14 protein-coding genes are annotated in these 16,438 nt (G+C 62.1%); 4 read left to right on the top strand and 10 right to left on the bottom strand.

Features of this window, described 5'->3' with window-relative positions; translation table 11 throughout:
• Nucleotides 1–97: 97 nt before the first annotated feature.
• The 3 genes from APT63_06970 to APT63_06960 all read right to left on the bottom strand — a co-directional run bounded on the left by APT63_06970 (nt 98) and on the right by APT63_06960 (nt 3,098).
• The gene (locus APT63_06970; GenBank protein AMA45392.1) at nt 98–1,237 is read right to left on the bottom strand and encodes an aldo/keto reductase; all 1,140 of its coding nucleotides are present in this window, start codon (nt 1,235–1,237) and stop codon (nt 98–100) included.
• A gap of 12 nt (nt 1,238–1,249) precedes the next feature.
• Complete coding sequence (locus APT63_06965) at nt 1,250–1,612, bottom strand: hypothetical protein (protein ID AMA45391.1); 363 nt, start codon at nt 1,610–1,612, stop codon at nt 1,250–1,252.
• 169 nt (nt 1,613–1,781) lie between these two features.
• On the bottom strand, nt 1,782–3,098 hold the full coding sequence (locus tag APT63_06960) for a hypothetical protein (protein AMA45390.1): 1,317 nt from the start codon (nt 3,096–3,098) through the stop codon (nt 1,782–1,784).
• Nucleotides 3,099–3,409: 311 nt separating this feature from the next.
• Here APT63_06960 and APT63_06955 point away from each other — a divergent pair, with 311 nt between their 5' ends.
• Complete coding sequence (locus tag APT63_06955; protein AMA47809.1) at nt 3,410–5,563, top strand: chemotaxis protein; 2,154 nt, start codon at nt 3,410–3,412, stop codon at nt 5,561–5,563.
• A gap of 100 nt (nt 5,564–5,663) precedes the next feature.
• On the opposite strand, the gene APT63_06950 is transcribed toward APT63_06955, so the two are convergent.
• Nucleotides 5,664–6,791, bottom strand: coding sequence for an MFS transporter (locus APT63_06950; protein ID AMA47808.1), 1,128 nt, complete (start codon nt 6,789–6,791; stop codon nt 5,664–5,666).
• A 490-nt stretch (nt 6,792–7,281) separates the two neighbouring features.
• On the opposite strand from APT63_06950, the gene APT63_06945 reads away from it, so the two are divergent.
• Genes APT63_06945 through APT63_06935 form a run of 3 tightly spaced genes read left to right on the top strand, consistent with a single transcriptional unit; the run spans nt 7,282 to nt 10,218 of the window.
• The gene (locus tag APT63_06945; GenBank protein ID AMA45389.1) at nt 7,282–8,421 is read left to right on the top strand and encodes an ornithine cyclodeaminase; all 1,140 of its coding nucleotides are present in this window, start codon (nt 7,282–7,284) and stop codon (nt 8,419–8,421) included.
• Nucleotides 8,422–8,450: 29 nt separating this feature from the next.
• Nucleotides 8,451–8,873: a hypothetical protein gene (locus APT63_06940; protein AMA47807.1), complete on the top strand. Its 423-nt coding sequence runs from the start codon at nt 8,451–8,453 to the stop codon at nt 8,871–8,873.
• A 49-nt stretch (nt 8,874–8,922) separates the two neighbouring features.
• Nucleotides 8,923–10,218 (top strand): D-amino-acid oxidase, encoded by a 1,296-nt coding sequence (locus tag APT63_06935; protein ID AMA45388.1) that lies wholly within the window; start codon nt 8,923–8,925, stop codon nt 10,216–10,218.
• A gap of 23 nt (nt 10,219–10,241) precedes the next feature.
• On the opposite strand, the gene APT63_06930 is transcribed toward APT63_06935, so the two are convergent.
• The 6 genes from APT63_06930 to APT63_06905 all read right to left on the bottom strand — a co-directional run bounded on the left by APT63_06930 (nt 10,242) and on the right by APT63_06905 (nt 16,434).
• Nucleotides 10,242–11,174, bottom strand: coding sequence for a hypothetical protein (locus APT63_06930; protein AMA45387.1), 933 nt, complete (start codon nt 11,172–11,174; stop codon nt 10,242–10,244).
• Between the two features lie 58 nt (nt 11,175–11,232).
• A complete protein-coding gene (locus APT63_06925) occupies nt 11,233–12,261 on the bottom strand; it encodes a 3-hydroxybutyryl-CoA dehydrogenase (protein AMA45386.1) in 1,029 nt (342 codons plus the stop codon).
• Nucleotides 12,258–13,358, bottom strand: coding sequence for a glycerol-3-phosphate dehydrogenase (locus APT63_06920; GenBank protein AMA45385.1), 1,101 nt, complete (start codon nt 13,356–13,358; stop codon nt 12,258–12,260). The genes APT63_06925 and APT63_06920 overlap by 4 nt, the downstream gene beginning before the upstream one ends.
• Before the next feature lie 149 nt (nt 13,359–13,507).
• Nucleotides 13,508–14,866: an MFS transporter gene (locus tag APT63_06915; GenBank protein ID AMA45384.1), complete on the bottom strand. Its 1,359-nt coding sequence runs from the start codon at nt 14,864–14,866 to the stop codon at nt 13,508–13,510.
• Nucleotides 14,867–15,156: 290 nt separating this feature from the next.
• Nucleotides 15,157–16,092 carry a catechol 1,2-dioxygenase gene (locus APT63_06910; protein ID AMA45383.1) on the bottom strand — a complete coding sequence of 312 codons (936 nt, stop codon included), beginning with the start codon at nt 16,090–16,092 and terminating at the stop codon, nt 15,157–15,159.
• Nucleotides 16,093–16,143: 51 nt separating this feature from the next.
• On the bottom strand, nt 16,144–16,434 hold the full coding sequence (locus tag APT63_06905) for a muconolactone delta-isomerase (protein ID AMA45382.1): 291 nt from the start codon (nt 16,432–16,434) through the stop codon (nt 16,144–16,146).
• Nucleotides 16,435–16,438 lie beyond the last annotated feature (4 nt).

Here is a 16,438-nt window from a genome sequence, read left to right as displayed (position 1 = left end):
TACATACACGCAGGTGCGGTCGATGGGGTTTCGGGTTTCTGTGGCCATGCGCGCTTTCCTTGGGATGAGTGAACGGCGTGTGCGACGGCGATTGCCGCTAGGCTTTCAAATGGTGCCCGTAGGGCACCTCAAGCGTGGCGACATCGCGCTGGCGCACGACCAGGCGCCCGGCCTCCACATCGAAATATTCACGGGCGATGTTTTCCAGGGCATCTCGATTCTCGAGACGGTCGAGGTCGTAACAGTCGCCAACCGGGCCGGAACTGTCTGCCAATACGCTGTCTATCTGCTGGCGGTCCTCGTCCGTGAGTGCCAGCTGAAACACCGCGAGCGTGTGCTTAAGGTGACCGGCGTGCCGTGCGCCCTGGATCAGCGCCGCCACTGCCGGCTGGTCGAGTACATAGCGGCTGGCAACCGTGGAGAGCGCGACGCCATGCCGGCGTGCGATGTCATCGAGCACGGCGAGCAGGCGCTGAAACAGTGGCCAGCCGCCGAAGTCGTTGATGATGCGGTAATACTTGTCCAGCGAGACGTTTTCGAAACAAGGCCGGCCGGGGTCCTCGATCCCTAGCCACTTGTGGCTGAACAAACCGCCGCCCAATGCACCGTAGCCAAACAGATGAATGTCATGGACCTCACAGTAGCTCGCCATGCCATTCGCAGCGCGTCGATCGGTCAATGAATACTGCACCTGGTTACTGACGATATCGACGCCTGCCTCGACCAGCTTCGACAGTTCCGCCACGTTGTAGTTGGTCGCGCCGAGGTGATGGATCTTGCCCTCGCGCTGAAGCGCTTGAAGGGTCAACGCCGTTTCAACACTTCCGTCGATGTCGTAGTTCCACCAGTGCAATTGCACCATGTCGAGCCGCTCTACGTTCATCCGTTGCAGAGAGCGATCGATCACGGCAACGACATCGGCGGGCCGGTGCGCACGTAGACCGGCGTCCTGAAGAAATGCAGGGCAATACTTGGTATGCACGGCAATGCGCGAGGCCGCCGCTGCGCCGCGTTCCTGCCGGTAGCGCTTGATGAACTGCCCGATGCGCGCTTCGACGCCGTAATAGATGTCGCCACCGTCGAAGGCCGTGATGCCGGCATCGACGAACGCCGCCATGTGGTCGTAGAGCGCCGCCTCATCGACACCCGCACTATGGTCATCCGCAATCTGCCAGTTGCCCTTGATGATGCGCGGAACCGAAAAGTCAGGACGTAGTTGTACGCGTGGAATACTCATGATCGATCCTTTTCACTGGCCGGCGCGGCGGCCGATGGCGGAATTTTCGGCCAGGCTGTGCAGCACACGGGCCTCGCGGGTGATCTTGAAACGTCCGCCGCAGTGCGGATCGGGGCAGGCGATGACGGCATCAAGGCCCATCCAGTCGTTGGGGTGCAGTTCACGTTGCTTGGCCGCCAGCAAGGGCAGAATTGCCGCCAGGGAGAACATCGGGAACTGGACGCCAGGGCCAAAGGTGATCAAATCATCGTCCGTGACGGTGAAGTAATCACCTTCTACGTGTTTGCAGATGAACGGCAGGCCCGCGCCCGGCGCGGCCACTTCGACGCGCAGGTCGAACAAAGGGTATCCATCTTCGATATGCGTATTGCTCATGACGCCTCCAACCGGTGAGTGTGTATGAGAGCGTATGCCTGCGTGAATGCAGCGGCGCGGACGATATTGCGCAAACCGGGTGAAATTGCTTTTATCGTCGGCCTCGTCATGCACGGTTCGATCAGAGGCGACTGTCGGGGCCTGACGGCTCAGCCAAGCCCTGGGTGATTCAGAACGGTACGGCCACGATCAGTTGGCTGTATACGTTCGTGCCGCTGCCCGAGGTTTGCGACCCGCCCTGCCCGGCGGCGTGATCGGGACGGTACAGCCCTAGCAAGGGCGTCACGATCACGTGTGGGGATACTGCCCATTCCACATAAAGGTCCAGCTCCCGCGCGTCGAGGTTCACACGCTGGCGATCGCCCACCGTACGGAAGTCGAAAAACAACGCCCCCAAGGTCACGTTCTCCACCGGGTTGGCTTTCAACCCCAGGTGCGTGATGCTGCTATTGGTATTGAACGGTCCCGCATAATTGGCGGCTACCTCCCCTTGGAACCACGTGCCATAGCCATCGCTGAAGCCGGTGAACAGCAGGTCCCAGTTCTGGGAATAGCGCGTGTACCGGGCCGTGACACTGGGCGTCCAGGGCAGTTGGCTGAACTGGTAACCGGCCTGCAGGTACCACGCGCTTTCCTGGTCGCCATGGGTCTGTTGCGTGGCGTACTCGGCGGCGAAGTTGGCATCGGTGATACCGGCGTCACCTTGAGCCCGCAGGCTGTAGATGTTCATGCCATCCCGGCGCTTGAGAAAGCCGGAAGCCCATTGGTCATCCACGCTCATGCCGTGTACCCAGGTCGCCTCCAGCGTGCCTTCCTTGCGGGTGTAGGCCAGCGCCGCAATACCCAATTCCGTATTGGCTTGAGCGTGGTTGTCGGATTTCAGCCAGGCCGCGGTCCCGTGCCAGCCCTCTGCTCCGCCCACGCGTGCGATGAAGGTGCGATCGAAGGCATGACGCGCGCCTAAATAGTAGGCGCCACCCCGGTCGTAGCCACGATTGCCCCCGTTTTTGCCAAGGTTCGGGCCGTCATCGGAAATCAGAAAGCCTTGTCCGAGCTTGAAGCCCTGGCGGCCGAAGGACACGTCCAGGCCATCAGGGCCAAGCACGGGAAAGCTATCGCCAGAGCGCCAGCCCAGGTAGGCATCTTCGATTTTCGTGGTGCGTTCCGTGCCATCGGTGAAGCCACCGGCATCGCCGTCGCCCCAGGTACCCGAGGACACCATGGCAAAGCCACTGTAGGCGGTACCGACGTCACCCAGCCGGGTATCGGCCTTGACGCCGTACTTGATATAGGCCTCGCGCCAGTGGCGCCCCCCTTCGAGGCCGTTGTAGCTTTGACGGCTGTTGAACATGCCATACGCGGCCAGTCCTTCTGCACTGACATGGGTATCGGCCGTCTCGTATAGGGCAACGGCATAGCTGGTGGGCGACAGGCTCGCTGCAGCCAGGGCGGCAGCCAAGGTGCCAAGTGTCCGGTTGAATGTCATAGGTGAGTCCTTAACCACGGGCTGTTGTTTTAATAAGTGGCGGTCAAGCAGAGGCCTGTGTCGCTCATCATGGGCCTCGGGATTCACCTAGGTTACTCAGCCCTGTGCCGCGGCACTTGTTCCTCTCTGTCAAGGGCTTGTACCGCCGTGCCAATCACCGGTTGCCCCATGAGGCTGCGCCCTGTCAGGCATCGACCCCATGCCCATTTGTCCTTGCCTGCCGACCCTTTGTGACTGCCTGCCAAGCCTGTCATCGGCGTTAGGGATTGGCGCCGACGCCGGGTAGCCTCAGCGGCAGAACACGGCTACGCATCACAAGAAAGGGGCGCCCTGCTTTGAACATTCAAAACAAAATCACACTGCTGGCCAGTGCTTGCCTGGTGTCCGTGGTCGGACTGGTTGCAGGCCTGTCCCTGGAGCAGAGCCGTCGCGACGCAAACGCCATCGCCGCCAGTTCCACCCAGATGCTGCAAGAGGCTGCACGAGACAACCTCCAGGCCGAAGGCCGCGCCCAGGCCCTGAACATCCAGCAAGGTCTGAACCGTACCTACGAACGCGCGCAAGCGCTGGCGAGCCAGTTGCTCTACCTGAAGAGCAGGCAAGGGGAAGGCGTAACGGCAGCTCGTCAGTTGCGTCAGGAGTTCACCCAGATCATGCAGACAGCCCTCGTCCAGCGTCCGGAGCTGCTGGGCCTGTTCGTTGCGTTCGAGCCCAATGCGCTGGATGGTCAGGATGCCGCCTTCATCGGTCAACCGGACCTTGGCAGCAATGAACGCGGCCGCTTCGCGCTGTACTGGTTGCAGCCAAAAGCAGGCCGGCTGCAAGCGGTACTCGGCGACGAACCCTTATTGGCAAACGACAGGCCAGGCCCGAGTGGCGCGCCGTTCAATGCATTTTTCACCTGCGCACGTGAAAGCGCCAAGCCGTGCCTGTTGGAACCCTATCTGGACGATACCAGTGGTACGCCGCGGCTGGTGACCAGCGTCACCGTTCCCCTGTTGGTCGATGGCCGCGTGGTGGGCGTACTAGGCGTGGATGTGGATCTGCAGGCTCTGCAAGCGGATGCACAGGCCGCCAGCGCATCGCTGTATGACGGGCAGGGTCGTCTCGGCATCTTCAGTACCAACGGCGTGATAGCGGCATCGAGCGATCATCCAGAGCGGATTGGCAAACTGCTGGAGACAGAGCAGCCCGGCCTGGCGGCCGATCTTCGGCAGGTGCAGCAGACCCATCGAACGCAGACCTTCGAAGACAGCCAGCAGATCCGGGTCATCGTGCCCATACAGCCGATCGCCGATGTCCACCCCTGGCATGTGGAGGTGGGCGTATCCAAGGCGGTCCTGGGTGCACCGGTTGCCACGCTTGAGCAACGGATGCAGGGCCAACGACTCTCCAGCCTGACCCTGCAGGTGAGCCTGGGGCTGGCACTTGCGCTGCTGGGGATGATCATGATGTGGCTGGCAGCGCGAAGCGTGACGCGCCCGATCCTGCACGTAGCCCATCTGCTCGAAGGCATCGCCGAAGGAGACGGCGATCTCACGCGGCGCCTGGAATATGGCAAGCGTGACGAGCTGGGGCGCCTGAGCCGAGCCTTCGACCGCTTCCTCGATACACTGCAACCGGTGATCGCCCAGGTTCAGCAGGCAGTACGCAACACGCGCGATACAGCGGATCGGTCGCAACAGATCGCCAGCCAGACGAGCCTGGGCATGCAGCAGCAATTACGCGAAATCGACCAGATGGCCACCGCCGTGCACGAGATGTCGGCCACGGCGCAGAATGCCGCGCAGAGTGCGGTTCAAGCGGCCGATGCAGCACGCCATGCCGAAACCGCGACGGGCAATGGGGTACAGGTGATCGAGCGTTCAACCCAAGGCATCCAGGCACTTGCCGACGACATGAGCCACGGCATGCAACGCCTGCAGGCGTTGGCGGTCAGCAGCGATCAGATCGGCTCGGTGATGGACGTCATCCTGTCGATTGCCCGGCAGACCAATCTGCTTGCACTCAATGCAGCGATCGAAGCTGCACGCGCAGGCGAGGCCGGTCGGGGTTTTGCCGTGGTGGCCGATGAGGTCCGCGGCCTGGCGCAGCGTACCCAAGCCTCTGTCGAAGAGATTGGAACGATCATCGACAATTTGCGTAACGGCACCCGCCAGGTGACGTCGGCAATGCAACGCAGCCACGAACAGGCCCAGGACAATGCCCTGCGCTCGCAGCAGGCGTTCGATGTGCTCGAGCAGATCCGCCATGCGGTAGGCATCATCACCGAGATGAACGTGCAGATCGCCTGCGCTGCCGAAGAACAGAGCAGTGTTGCAGAAGAAATCAACCGTAATGTCGAGGCTGTACGCGACGTGACCGCCTCCTTGTCCGACCAGGCGCAGCATTCGGCCGCCATCAGCCAGCAACTCAATGCACTGGCCACGCTTCAGCAGGAACGGGTCCGGCAGTTCAAGGCGTGACACGTCAGCCCGTCCCTAATCCCTGACAGGAAACGCCTGTGCCACTTAATGAAAAGGCTCGTCGGCCTCACGCTCGACGAGCCTTTTCCCAGCGCCGCAATCAGGTGCGGGGCATCACCACACTGGCCTCGGTATTGTCGGTCTTCTTTGACGGGCAAGCCTTCAGCACGGCCGCGCCGTAGATCAGCAGCACGCTGATCGAGCATCCACCGGAGAACAGCAGCACGGCTGTGTAGCCATAGGTCTCGATCAGCAGCCCCCCGATCGCCGGCCCGACCGCGGCCCCGATCGACAGGCACAGTGCGCCCAACGCAACCAGCTTGCCTGACAGGTCGAACTCGGCCATCAGCCCGAACGTGTAGGCCAGCACGAAACTGATCGAGAACAGCATGCACATCGCACCGATCACGTACGTGGTCAGGGAGGCAAATTGACCAAGCATGACCAGGCCTGCCACCTCGGCACAGACGACCACCGCCACCGGCAGGAAGCGGCCGGCTTTCAGCCCGAGGGAGGAAGCGACGAAACCGCTGCCCGCGTTGATGACGAAACCTATGCCCAATACCGTACCGATGGTATCCGACGACAGGCCGGTTTTTTTGCCCATCAGTTCCAGAAATGCCCATACGGACATGATCCCGGTCAGGAACACCAGGCTGGCAACCAGGCCCAACCAGACGATGGCACGGCTTTCCCGGCTAGCGGTTGGCGCAGGCCCCGTCAGCACCTCCGCGACACGCTGACTACGGCGGGGTACCCAGGGCAGTGGGACGATCCCCATCAGCATCATGGCGATGGCCAGGGTCATGATCATGCCGTGAAAGCCCCAGATCGGGGCCACGGCCACGGGCAGGAGAGTGAGCAGGATCGCGCCCGGTATGGTTTCCATCCCCAGCTTGAATCCGAAGGCCCGCTCAGGTTGGGCACTGTCGCCGAAGATGGTCATCGCCAGGGCGTAGAGTGCTCCGGTGCCGGCGCCTGCCAGCGCCATGATCATCAACAGGGTCTCATAGGGCGGATCGGTCAGGATGCACAGCAGCGCCGCCACGACCAGCACCGAAGCGGAACATGAAATGACTCGCCAGCTGACGCGCCGGATCCACAGCAGTGAAGCCAGGCCCAGCACGCCGAACCCCAGGTTCATGGCCATTGCCAAGCTCCCCAGTTGGTTCTCGCCGAACCCATAACGCTCTGACAAGGCGCCAAACAGCAGCGGCAGGACATTCAGCAGCAAGGCTCCGCCTGCAGACACGAGACCGGCGCAGATGTACACCGAGGTTCTATCGATGGGATTGGATGTTTTTATTGTCATGGTGTGATCCTGGCGTGGTGTAACAGGAGGTGACTGCGCTGCTTGCTTTCGCGAAGTCGCTTCGGCCTCGTCTGTCGCGTCGGTGCATCAGGACGCAAGCCTTTCGCCCCGTCACGTCGACGATCGCCACAGTGTGCAGGCCTTTACCCGCCCCGGCATGTTCAACATTGCCGAGCTTTTGGCAACGCTTGCCAACCGGCAGGTCAGACCCGACCTCACGGACGCCGATGACGTATGGGCGTGGGCATCGTCCAACGCGGCTCTCTGCCAAGGCTGCGCGCTCGGTCACGTTCGTGACCATTTCGGGATAGCCACCCGCCCGGGCCGCTCCCTACCATCGTCAGTGCCATACGCACACTTCACTGTGCGTACTCGCGTGCGCTCACTCCTGCTACCGAGAATAGCCATGACCACAACTACAAAAATCGATTTCCTCTACCTCTCCGAGCAAGACATGATCCGTGCAGGTGTCACCGACATGCTTGCCTGCGTGAACACCATGGAGGAGATGTTCGGTCTGCTCTACCACGGCGATTACCGCATGGCCGGGCCCAACAGCGACTCTCATGGCGCGATGATCACCTTCCCCAAGGATTCGCCCTTCCCGACCATGCCGAAACCGACGGCCGACCGTCGCATGATGGCCATGCCGGCCTACCTGGGCGGCAACTTCCAGACCGCAGGCGTCAAATGGTACGGCTCCAACATCGCCAACCGGGAGAAGGGCCTGCCCCGCTCCATCCTCATGTTCACCCTCAACGACCCGGACACCGGTGCGCCACTGGCCCACATGTCGGCAAACCTGCTGTCGGCCTACCGCACCGGTGCCATCCCTGGCGTGGGTGCCCGTCATCTGGCGCGGCGTGATTCCAAGGTGATCGGACTGCTCGGGCCGGGCGTGATGGGCAAGACCACCGTGGCCGCCTTCATGGCCGTATGTCCCGAGGTCGACACCCTCAAGCTCAAGGGTCGCAGTGCCAGAAGCCTGGACGACTTCATCACCTGGCTGCGCAGTACCTACCCACAGATCGTCAACATCGAGGTCGTGGACAGCATCGAGGCGGTGGTACGCGGATCGGACCTGGTCACCTACTGCACCTCTGGCGAAACAGGGGACCCGTCCACCTACCCGCTGGTGAAGCGCGAGTGGGTCAAGCCGGGGGCCTTTCTGGCCATGCCGGCGGGCTGCCGCATGGATGAGGCCATGGAAGCGTCCGACGTGCGCAAGGTGGTGGACAACACCGGTCTCTACCAGGCCTGGTTCGAAGAACTGCCCAAACCCGCCCACCACTACGTACCGCTGATTGGCGTGCGCTTCATGGACATGATCGAAGAGAAGAAACTGCTGCCAGAGCAGCTCGAGGACATCGGCAAGATCATCGCCAAAGAGGCACCCGGTCGTACCAACGACGAAGAGATCATCATCATGTCGGTGGGCGGTATGCCTGTCGAGGATGTCGCGTGGGGAACGGTCGTCTACCGCCAAGCACTCGAGCGCGGCGTCGGCTTGAAGCTCAACCTCTGGGAATCCCCAGCACTGAGCTAATGATTTCACCCAACTGCGAGACTATCGAAATGGTTCACATCACCAAACTGAAGACCGGCTCCAAGTACGAGACCCTGGGCAGCTACTCGCGCCTGGTCGCCGTCGACAACTGGATCTTCGTGTCCAACACGGCTGGACGCAACCCGAAGACCAACGAGATCCCCGAAGACCTGGCTGAACAGACCCATCAGGTGTTCCTGAACATCGAAGCGGCGCTGGCTTCGGTCGATGCAACCTTGGCCGACGTGGTCTGCTCGCGTGTGTTCATTCAAGACCCTGCAGACACTGCCACCGTCATGACCATCGTCGGGGAGAAGTTCCGGGGCATCGATCCGGCCAGCACGGTCACCTGCCCGCCCCTGGGCTCGACGGTCTACAAGGTCGAACTGGAAGTCACGGCCTTCCGTGGTGCGTCCAGCGCCGACACCTCCCGGATCACCCTGGGTCAGTAACACCTGAAGTCTTCACCCACGCTCAGCTTTTCATCGACGGGAATCCAGCATGCCACCAGTCATCGAGCCAGTGCAGTGCACACAAGAGCTCCCCTCCTCCACGACCGTGGTGATCATCGGCGCAGGCATTGTCGGCCTGACGGCCGCGCTGACCCTGGCCGAACGCAACATACCGGTGGTCGTGCTCGAGAAAGGTCGCATTGCCGGCGAACAGTCCTCGCGAAACCTGGGCTGGGTGCGCAAGACCAGCCGTCATCGCGAGGATATTCCACTCGCGCAGGCGGCCGACCGTCTCTGGGCAGAGATGCCCGCTCGTGTCGGGCACGATGTCGGTTACCGTCAGGCGGGCATCATGTTCGTTGCCCACAACGCGGCGCAGATGGCCTTCCACGAGAACTGGATCAAAAGCGTCGAGTCACTGGACCTTGGCTCGCGCCTGCTGTCTGCGAAGGAAATCGACCAGCGTGTTCCCGGTGGTCGAACGCCCTGGGCCGGCGGCATCTTCACCGACAGCGATGGTCGCGCCGAACCGACACGGGCCAGCAGCGCCATCGCCAATGCAGCGATCGCACGCGGGGCGGTGATCATCGAGAACTGCGCGGTTCGGACATTGACCACTGCCGCCGGACGTATCGACGGTGTGGTGACCGAGCACGGCGAGATTCGCTGCGAACAGGTGTTGTTGGCGGGCGGGCTATGGTCACGACGCTTTCTGGGCAACCATGGCATCGACCTGCCTACCTTGCCCCTCAACTGCTCCGTGCTGCGTACCGCGCCCATGGAAGGTCCTACGGACATCGCGATGGGAGCACCCGATTTCTCGTTCCGCAAACACATCGATGGCGGCTTCATCATCACCCAACGAGGCGCGCTGGATGCTCCACTGACGTGGGACCATGCACTCCTTGGCATGCAGTACCTGCCCCAATTCCGTGCCCAGCGAAGCTACCTGCGCGTGTCGCTGGGCAAGGCCTTCTTCAAGGATCTCGCGCTGGCCAGACGCTGGAAGCCTGGCAGCGTCACGCCGTTCGAGCACGTTCGCACGCAAAACCCGTTGGCGAACGAACATCTCAACAACGAGGCGCTACGCAACCTCAAGGCCGCCTGGCCAGTCTTCGAGCACGTGAAAATCGAACAGACCTGGGCCGGCACCATCGATGTGACGCCTGACTCGGTCCCGGTCATCGGGCCAGTCAGCCAGCTGCCGGGCCTGATGCTGGCAACCGGCTTCTCCGGTCATGGTTTCGGTACATCCCCGGCGGCGGGGCAACTGGCAGCGGATCTGCTGCAGGGGGTCAATCCTCTGGTTGATCCGACCCCCTATCGCTACGAGCGCTTCATCTGACGCTCTGGCGCCTTCGAGCTCCGTCACTGCAGCCTGTGGGTATGCGAAGGCGCCTCATCGAACAAGTGCCGATAGGCGCCTGAAAAATGCCCCAGGTGGGAAAACCCCACGTCGTAGGCAACCCGCGCGATTGAACATTCATCCGCGCGGGTCCGTTGCAGGCGCTGCCGCACGGCGTTGAGCCTGACCAGACGCAGGTACTCGACCGGACGCAAGCCAGTCACACTCACAAAGCTGCGCTGAAGCGTGCTGCGGCTGACATCGAGCCGGTCGCATATCTGCAGGATCGACAAGGGCTCGTCAAGGTAGTCCATGGCCATCTGATGCGCTTGACGCACCAGATAGGCGCTCACCGCAACGTTACCGGCACGCCTGCCATCCGGTTCGCACACCTGCTCGAGCAGTACCAGCGTGCATTCGAGCAGAAGGTGCTCGATCTGACTTTCCAACAGCGCATCACCCTGCACAGCCGACTCGACGATCGACTGCAACTGACTGCGCATGGCGCCCAGAAACTGCGGGCTGACGTTCATCCGGGTACAACGGCTCAGCCTGCGCAATTCTGGTGCAGTGAATTCACGCTCGGCGAGACGCTCAAGGTGCAGTGCATCGACACTGACCGCCAGCAAGTCCATGCCTTCTGCGCAATGGACGAAGAACTCCTGGCCACTGTGTAGAACCGTGACATCGGTACGACCCACACTCGTGCCTTGAAAGACACTGGCGCAGCTGGTTCCGGCCGGCATTGCCAGGCACAACCGGCCCTGTGGCGCGACACCGTGCTGAACGACACGCTTGTCGAGGACTTCGCGAAAGACCTGGAAGCGCTCTGCCGTGAGGTGGGCCAGTTCGGTATGGGCACTGCCGGCACTCATCTGGTCATAGATCTGATGCCAACCCACTATCGCGCCAGCGTGTGCATTGACGTCATCGAACCGTTGGCATTGGGCGAACATGCCCTGCTCCTCTTGCGAAAAAGACTACATGGCAATGTGAAGGCAAATAATAGGCCAGTTACTGACAACGCCCGCGATCCTGCCCAGCCATGCTGGCTTGGCCCGCTGCAGCGAACCGAGGCAGCAGGCTGACCTGACGCAGCCGCTCCACCAACGCGGCCATTCGTTCGTGGCGATAGGCATTCACGTCGGTGTGGCGGTAGTCATAGAAACCCACGCCATCGCGCAAACCGTTACGGCCTGCGGCCATGTTGTCCAACACCGATTGCGCGGCCTCGTAGCGCTCCCCCAGCCGACTGCTGAGATAGGCCGACGCATGATGCAGAATGTCGCCACCTCCCCAATCGACGAACTCCAGCAACCCCAGCACCGAGAAACGCAGACCGAAACCAGTGCGCACAGCCAGGTCGATCTGCTCTGCACTGGCGACACCCTCCTCGACCATGCGTGCCGCCTCGTTCATCACGAGCGCCTGCAGGCGTGGCACGATGAAGCCGGGTACGGCGTTGCATACCACCGCGACCTTGCCGATGCCTCGAAGGGTCTCGAGCAGCTCGGCAACGACGCTGTCGAGGGTCTGAGGGCTGCGCGAAACTTCGACGAGCGGCATCAGATGGGCAGGGTTGAGCCAATGGGCATTGAGCAGGCGTCCGGGGTTGCGGACCATGCTGGCCAGTTCAGTGACCAGAAAGGTGGAGGTGGTCGAGGCAATCACGCACTCGGGGGCCACCCGTTGATCGATCCAGGCGAACGCCTCGCGCTTGGTCTCCAGCACTTCCGGCACCGCCTCGAAAACCAGCGTGCAGTCCCGCAGCGCCTGGTCGGCATCCGCCAGCGGCAGCCAGGCGATCCGCTCCAGTAGTTGCGTGGCCTGCTGCGTATCGATCAGCCCCAGCGCGACCATGCTCGCCATCTGGACATCCAGGTTTTTCCTCGAATCTTCGAAGAACCGCAGTCGAGCGTGAGGCGTGCGGTCTTTCAAGTCGATCAGGCTCACCCGCAACCCTGCCTGGGCGAAGGCAAGGGCAATGCCCTCGCCCATGCGCCCGGTGCCGACTACGGCAACATGCCGAAGTGACGCGCTCATGACGCAAAGCCCTCGCGCAACAGCCTGGACATCTGTTCACGTCCGAGCGACGCCAGCCCAAGGCTCTCCAATGTGCGCCCCTCAGCGTACAGGTCACGCCCGGTCACTGCCGACGCCAGTGCCAGCAGGCCGGCTGCCACAGGCGTCGGCACGCCCGCCCAACGCCCGACCGAGACCAGCAGCGACAAGCCCAGCCGGGTATCCTCGAGCATGTAGCGGTGCTCCTGCAGGTCGATCTTTTCTCGCCAGTCACCACTGTCGGTCAGGGTGCCATGGGCACCGCGGCCATACATCCACTCATCGCCCTGATCGGTGTTGTAATGATCGGCCAGAGGAAAGTGCGGCGCCGGGTAACCCAGCGCTTCACGGATACGCATGCGCTCGGCATCCAGCTGAGTGGTGACACGACGCACCGAAGGCTGGGTCCCTTCGTTATGGATGTCCCATGATGCGAAGTGCTCCAGAGGCCCGGCATTCATCAGGATCAACGGAGGATGAATGATCGGGCCCGCATTCATGAGCGCGCCACTGAGTGCATCCTCGAGGGGTTCGACACTGGGGTAGGCTTCACGCAGCACCGCAAAGGCATGCTCGGCCAGCCGACTCGGGAACACCCCGGTCGGAAGACGCGTGGCGTAACCACTGATCACCAACTGGTCGGCAGCATGCTTGCGAACCAGGTAAGGCAACGTGCCTGTTTCAGCGAAAGCGACGTCGGCGTGATTGCCACACTCGTGCAAGGCTTTGGCAAACACGTAGCTGCCGAAGGTACCTGGCGGCAGGAACACGACCTGCCCCTCGCGCAACAGCGGGGCGACTTCGCTGGCGAGCGACAGGTGGGTGGTCGATGGCAAGGGAATGACGATCAGGTCGGCCCTGTCCAAGGCCATCGCCAGATCACCGACCAATTGCAGGCGGCTACCCAGCTCGATCCGCCGGGTACCTCGGTAATCGCGTACCGCAAGGCTGCCGATCGCCTGCAACGTGTCCAGTGCAGCCCGATCGCGGCGCCAGAGCCGAACAGCATGCCCGCGCTCGGCCATTTCCACCGCAGCCGCGTAACAGCCGTGCCCGCCGCCCAGAATAGTAACGTTCATCGGAGAACTCCGTGTGTTGAGGTAGGTCGATGCTCTGCGCGGCGAGCAAGCGCTGATCACGGATGTACGTGACCAGCGACTGCCCCAGCACCTGGCGAAAGCCGGTGTAAGCGCGCAAACGTTCCAACAGCTGGACATCCGCCCGCCTCTCAGGCCTCGGCAGGGTGTTCGCGACGCATGCTGTCACGGAAGCATCTGCAGCCTCTGGCCAACAGCACGATGGCCAGCAGCGAAGCGCCAAGACTGACGATCGACATCGACGACCCGACCGCCGCCGGGATGCCGAAGTAATGGTCCGTGATCAGTGCCACCAGGGTCGTGCCCAGGCCCAGTGCAAGCAGGTTGCTGATCAACAGGAATACCGCCGACACTTGGGCGCGCACCTGGTTGGGTGACAGTATCTGCATGGCGGCCGTGGAGGCCGGCATCGGGAAGGAGGCAAAGAACATCGCCGGCACCAGCAGCGCTACCGAGACCCACAGTTGATCGACCTGCGAGTACAGTACAGCCGGCACGATCATGCCCACTGCACCGATGACGCCAGTGCGCATGGCCGCATCGCTGCGCCCGCGCTTGGCCAGGTGGTCGGTCAGCCAGCCACCGAACACCACACCGGTGGTGTTGGCCAACAGCAGGATGGTCCCGAGCATGAAGCCCGCCTGTTCGGGGCTCATGCCAAACTTGCGGATGTACAGCGCAGGCGTCCAGCTCATCATGCAAAACAGCGCCATCGCATAGAACGAGAAGCCCAGGTAATGGCAGGTGAAGGTCGCACGATGGCGCCCGATGAACCGCAGGCCATCGGTCAACCTGACCTGACGGGCCTTGCCGTCGGCATCGACCTGCACACCCTTGCGCTCGGGATTGCGCACGGTCAGCCAGACCAGCAGGCCGACAATCACCCCGGGAAGCCCGACGATGAAAAAGGCCAGCTGCCAGGCCTTCATCGCGCCGAGCACAGCGACTTCGATGGTCTGCGCGTCCTTGAGCATCGCGATGACGTAGCCGCCGACAAGAAAGGCGATACCGCCTCCGACGAAAGAGCCAATCGAGTAGATCCCTACGGCGCGGCCGAGCTTTTCCTTGGGAAACAGGTCGCTGAACATCGAGTAGGCCGAGGGTGACAGCGCCGCTTCACCGACCCCTACCCCAATTCGTGCCAGGAACATCTGCAGGAAGTTCTTGCTCAGCCCGCAGGCCGCCGTGGCGATACTCCAGAAAATGATCCCGATCGCAATGATGCGCGGGCGCGAGAAACGGTCGGCCAGGTAGGCGATGGGCATGCCCATGAAGGCGTAGAACAGCGAAAACGCCAGGCCATGCAGCAAGCTGAACTGGGTGTCGCTCAACTGCAGGTCGGCCTTGATCGGCTCGATCATGAGCGCAAGGATCTGCCGGTCCACGAACGAGAAGATGTAGGCCACCATGCACAGGATGACCACGTACCATTCGTAGATATAACGTTTGTGCTGTTGCCGGACATGTTGCTCTTGGGTGAAGTCGTTCATGCGCGCGAGTTCCTGATAGGACAGCCTGAAAGGGAATTACAAGGCAGTGACCTGTCAGCAACAGGCGAGCGGACGCAGAGAGAGGGTATGCATGACCAAGGACCTTTATTGTTATTGGAATCAGGGTATGGCGACTACGGGACAGCGAGCCTGCTGCAACGCATGGCACGCTGAGGGTGCGCGGGTGTAGCGGGTGCAACGGCAAAGCGGGGCGAACGCCCTCGTCATGAAACGCCCATGACGAGGGGCGCCGCAGCTTGGGTAAAGACGCTTACATCGACGCGCCTGATTCAGGCATCCTGCAGCGCACGCGGCCGATGGCTGCGTGACTCGGCTTGCGGAGCGGGAGCGGTCTGCAACTGGAAATCGAACGCCAACTCGGCAAAGCGATCGCCCTGCACACCGCGGTCACGCGCCGCAGCAGCATCCTCGACAAACCGCAGGTCGCCGATCAACCCGTCACGCGTGGCATAGGCGAAGTCATCCCAGAGGTACTTGTCACCGGCGAAGTTGATCTGGGTGGTGAGGTGACGGTGACCCGGTGCCGAAATGAAGAAGTGCACATGCGCCGGACGCTGGCCGTGGCGCCCCAGCAGATTGAGGCATTCCTGGGTCGGGCCCTGTGGATCGCAGCCATAGCCCGACGGCACGATGGAACGTGCGCGATAGCGACCGTCGGCATCGGTGATGATACGTCGACGCAGGTTGTACTCGGACTGGCTCGAATCGAAGTACGAGTAGGTGCCGTTGGTATTGGCGTGCCAGAGGTCGACCGTGGCCCCGGCCAGCGGTTTGCCCTGCGCATCGAACACCTGCCCCTGGAGGAACATCACGACCCCTGGGTCGGTACCGTCGTCCATGCGCGTCTCGCCTTGGGCGATAGGCGCGCCGGCCACGTAAAGAGGGCCCTCAATGGTGCGAGGGGTCCCGCCACTCAGACCGGCCTCGGCATCCTTGGCCTCCTGGAGCAGGTCGATGAAGTGTTCGATACCCAGACCGGCAACCAGCAGCCCGGCCTCGTTACGGCCGCCCAGGCGGTTCATGTAGTCGACGGCGTGCCAGAATTCGTCTTCGGTGATCTCCAAGTCTTCGATCAGGCGTGCGGTGTCCTGCAAGACCCGCAGGATGATCTGCTTGAAGCGAGGGTTGCCCTCGGCATGGTCCAGGCCAGCCACCTTGTTGAAAAATGCCTGGATCGGCGCAGTCTGAGCGATGTTCACGGTCATGAGGTTTACCTCGAATTGTTGTTGTCAGGTAACGGGTGCACTTGATCCTGATCAGCGATCGTCGTTGTGAATCGATGAAGGATGGCGACACAGACCGTCGACTTCTATTTCCATGTAGGGGAACAGCGGCAACTGCATCAGCGTGTCGTGCAGAGCCTCGACGCTGGCCACATCGAAAACGCTGTAGTTGGCGTAGTGCCCGGCAATGCGCCACAGGTGGCGCCAGGTACCTTCGCGTTGCAGGCGCTGAGCCAGTTCTTTTTCGTCAGCCTTGAGTCGGGCGGCCTTTGCCGGATCCATGTCGACGGGCAGTTTCACGGTCATCTTCACGTGGAACAGCATGATT

The sequence above is a fragment of the Pseudomonas monteilii genome, from assembly GCA_001534745.1.
In the GTDB taxonomy this organism is placed as follows: Bacteria; Pseudomonadota; Gammaproteobacteria; order Pseudomonadales; family Pseudomonadaceae; genus Aquipseudomonas; species Aquipseudomonas alabamensis.
This window is presented reverse-complemented; position numbering and strand designations above follow the sequence as displayed.

Excerpts from the sequence above, each read along its gene's own strand:
- APT63_06965 (AMA45391.1), bottom strand. The coding sequence starts at position 1,612 with ATGAGCAATACGCATATCGAAGATGGATACCCTTTGTTCGACCTGCGC.
- APT63_06970 (AMA45392.1), bottom strand. The coding sequence starts at position 1,237 with ATGAGTATTCCACGCGTACAACTACGTCCTGACTTTTCGGTTCCGCGC.
- APT63_06920 (AMA45385.1), bottom strand. The coding sequence starts at position 13,358 with ATGAACGTTACTATTCTGGGCGGCGGGCACGGCTGTTACGCGGCTGCG.
- APT63_06910 (AMA45383.1), bottom strand. The coding sequence starts at position 16,092 with ATGACCGTGAACATCGCTCAGACTGCGCCGATCCAGGCATTTTTCAAC.
- APT63_06915 (AMA45384.1), bottom strand. The coding sequence starts at position 14,866 with ATGAACGACTTCACCCAAGAGCAACATGTCCGGCAACAGCACAAACGT.
- APT63_06930 (AMA45387.1), bottom strand. The coding sequence starts at position 11,174 with ATGTTCGCCCAATGCCAACGGTTCGATGACGTCAATGCACACGCTGGC.
- APT63_06905 (AMA45382.1), bottom strand. The coding sequence starts at position 16,434 with ATGCTGTTCCACGTGAAGATGACCGTGAAACTGCCCGTCGACATGGAT.
- APT63_06960 (AMA45390.1), bottom strand. The coding sequence starts at position 3,098 with ATGACATTCAACCGGACACTTGGCACCTTGGCTGCCGCCCTGGCTGCA.
- APT63_06940 (AMA47807.1), top strand. The coding sequence starts at position 8,451 with ATGGTTCACATCACCAAACTGAAGACCGGCTCCAAGTACGAGACCCTG.
- APT63_06925 (AMA45386.1), bottom strand. The coding sequence starts at position 12,261 with ATGAGCGCGTCACTTCGGCATGTTGCCGTAGTCGGCACCGGGCGCATG.
- APT63_06935 (AMA45388.1), top strand. The coding sequence starts at position 8,923 with ATGCCACCAGTCATCGAGCCAGTGCAGTGCACACAAGAGCTCCCCTCC.
- APT63_06945 (AMA45389.1), top strand. The coding sequence starts at position 7,282 with ATGACCACAACTACAAAAATCGATTTCCTCTACCTCTCCGAGCAAGAC.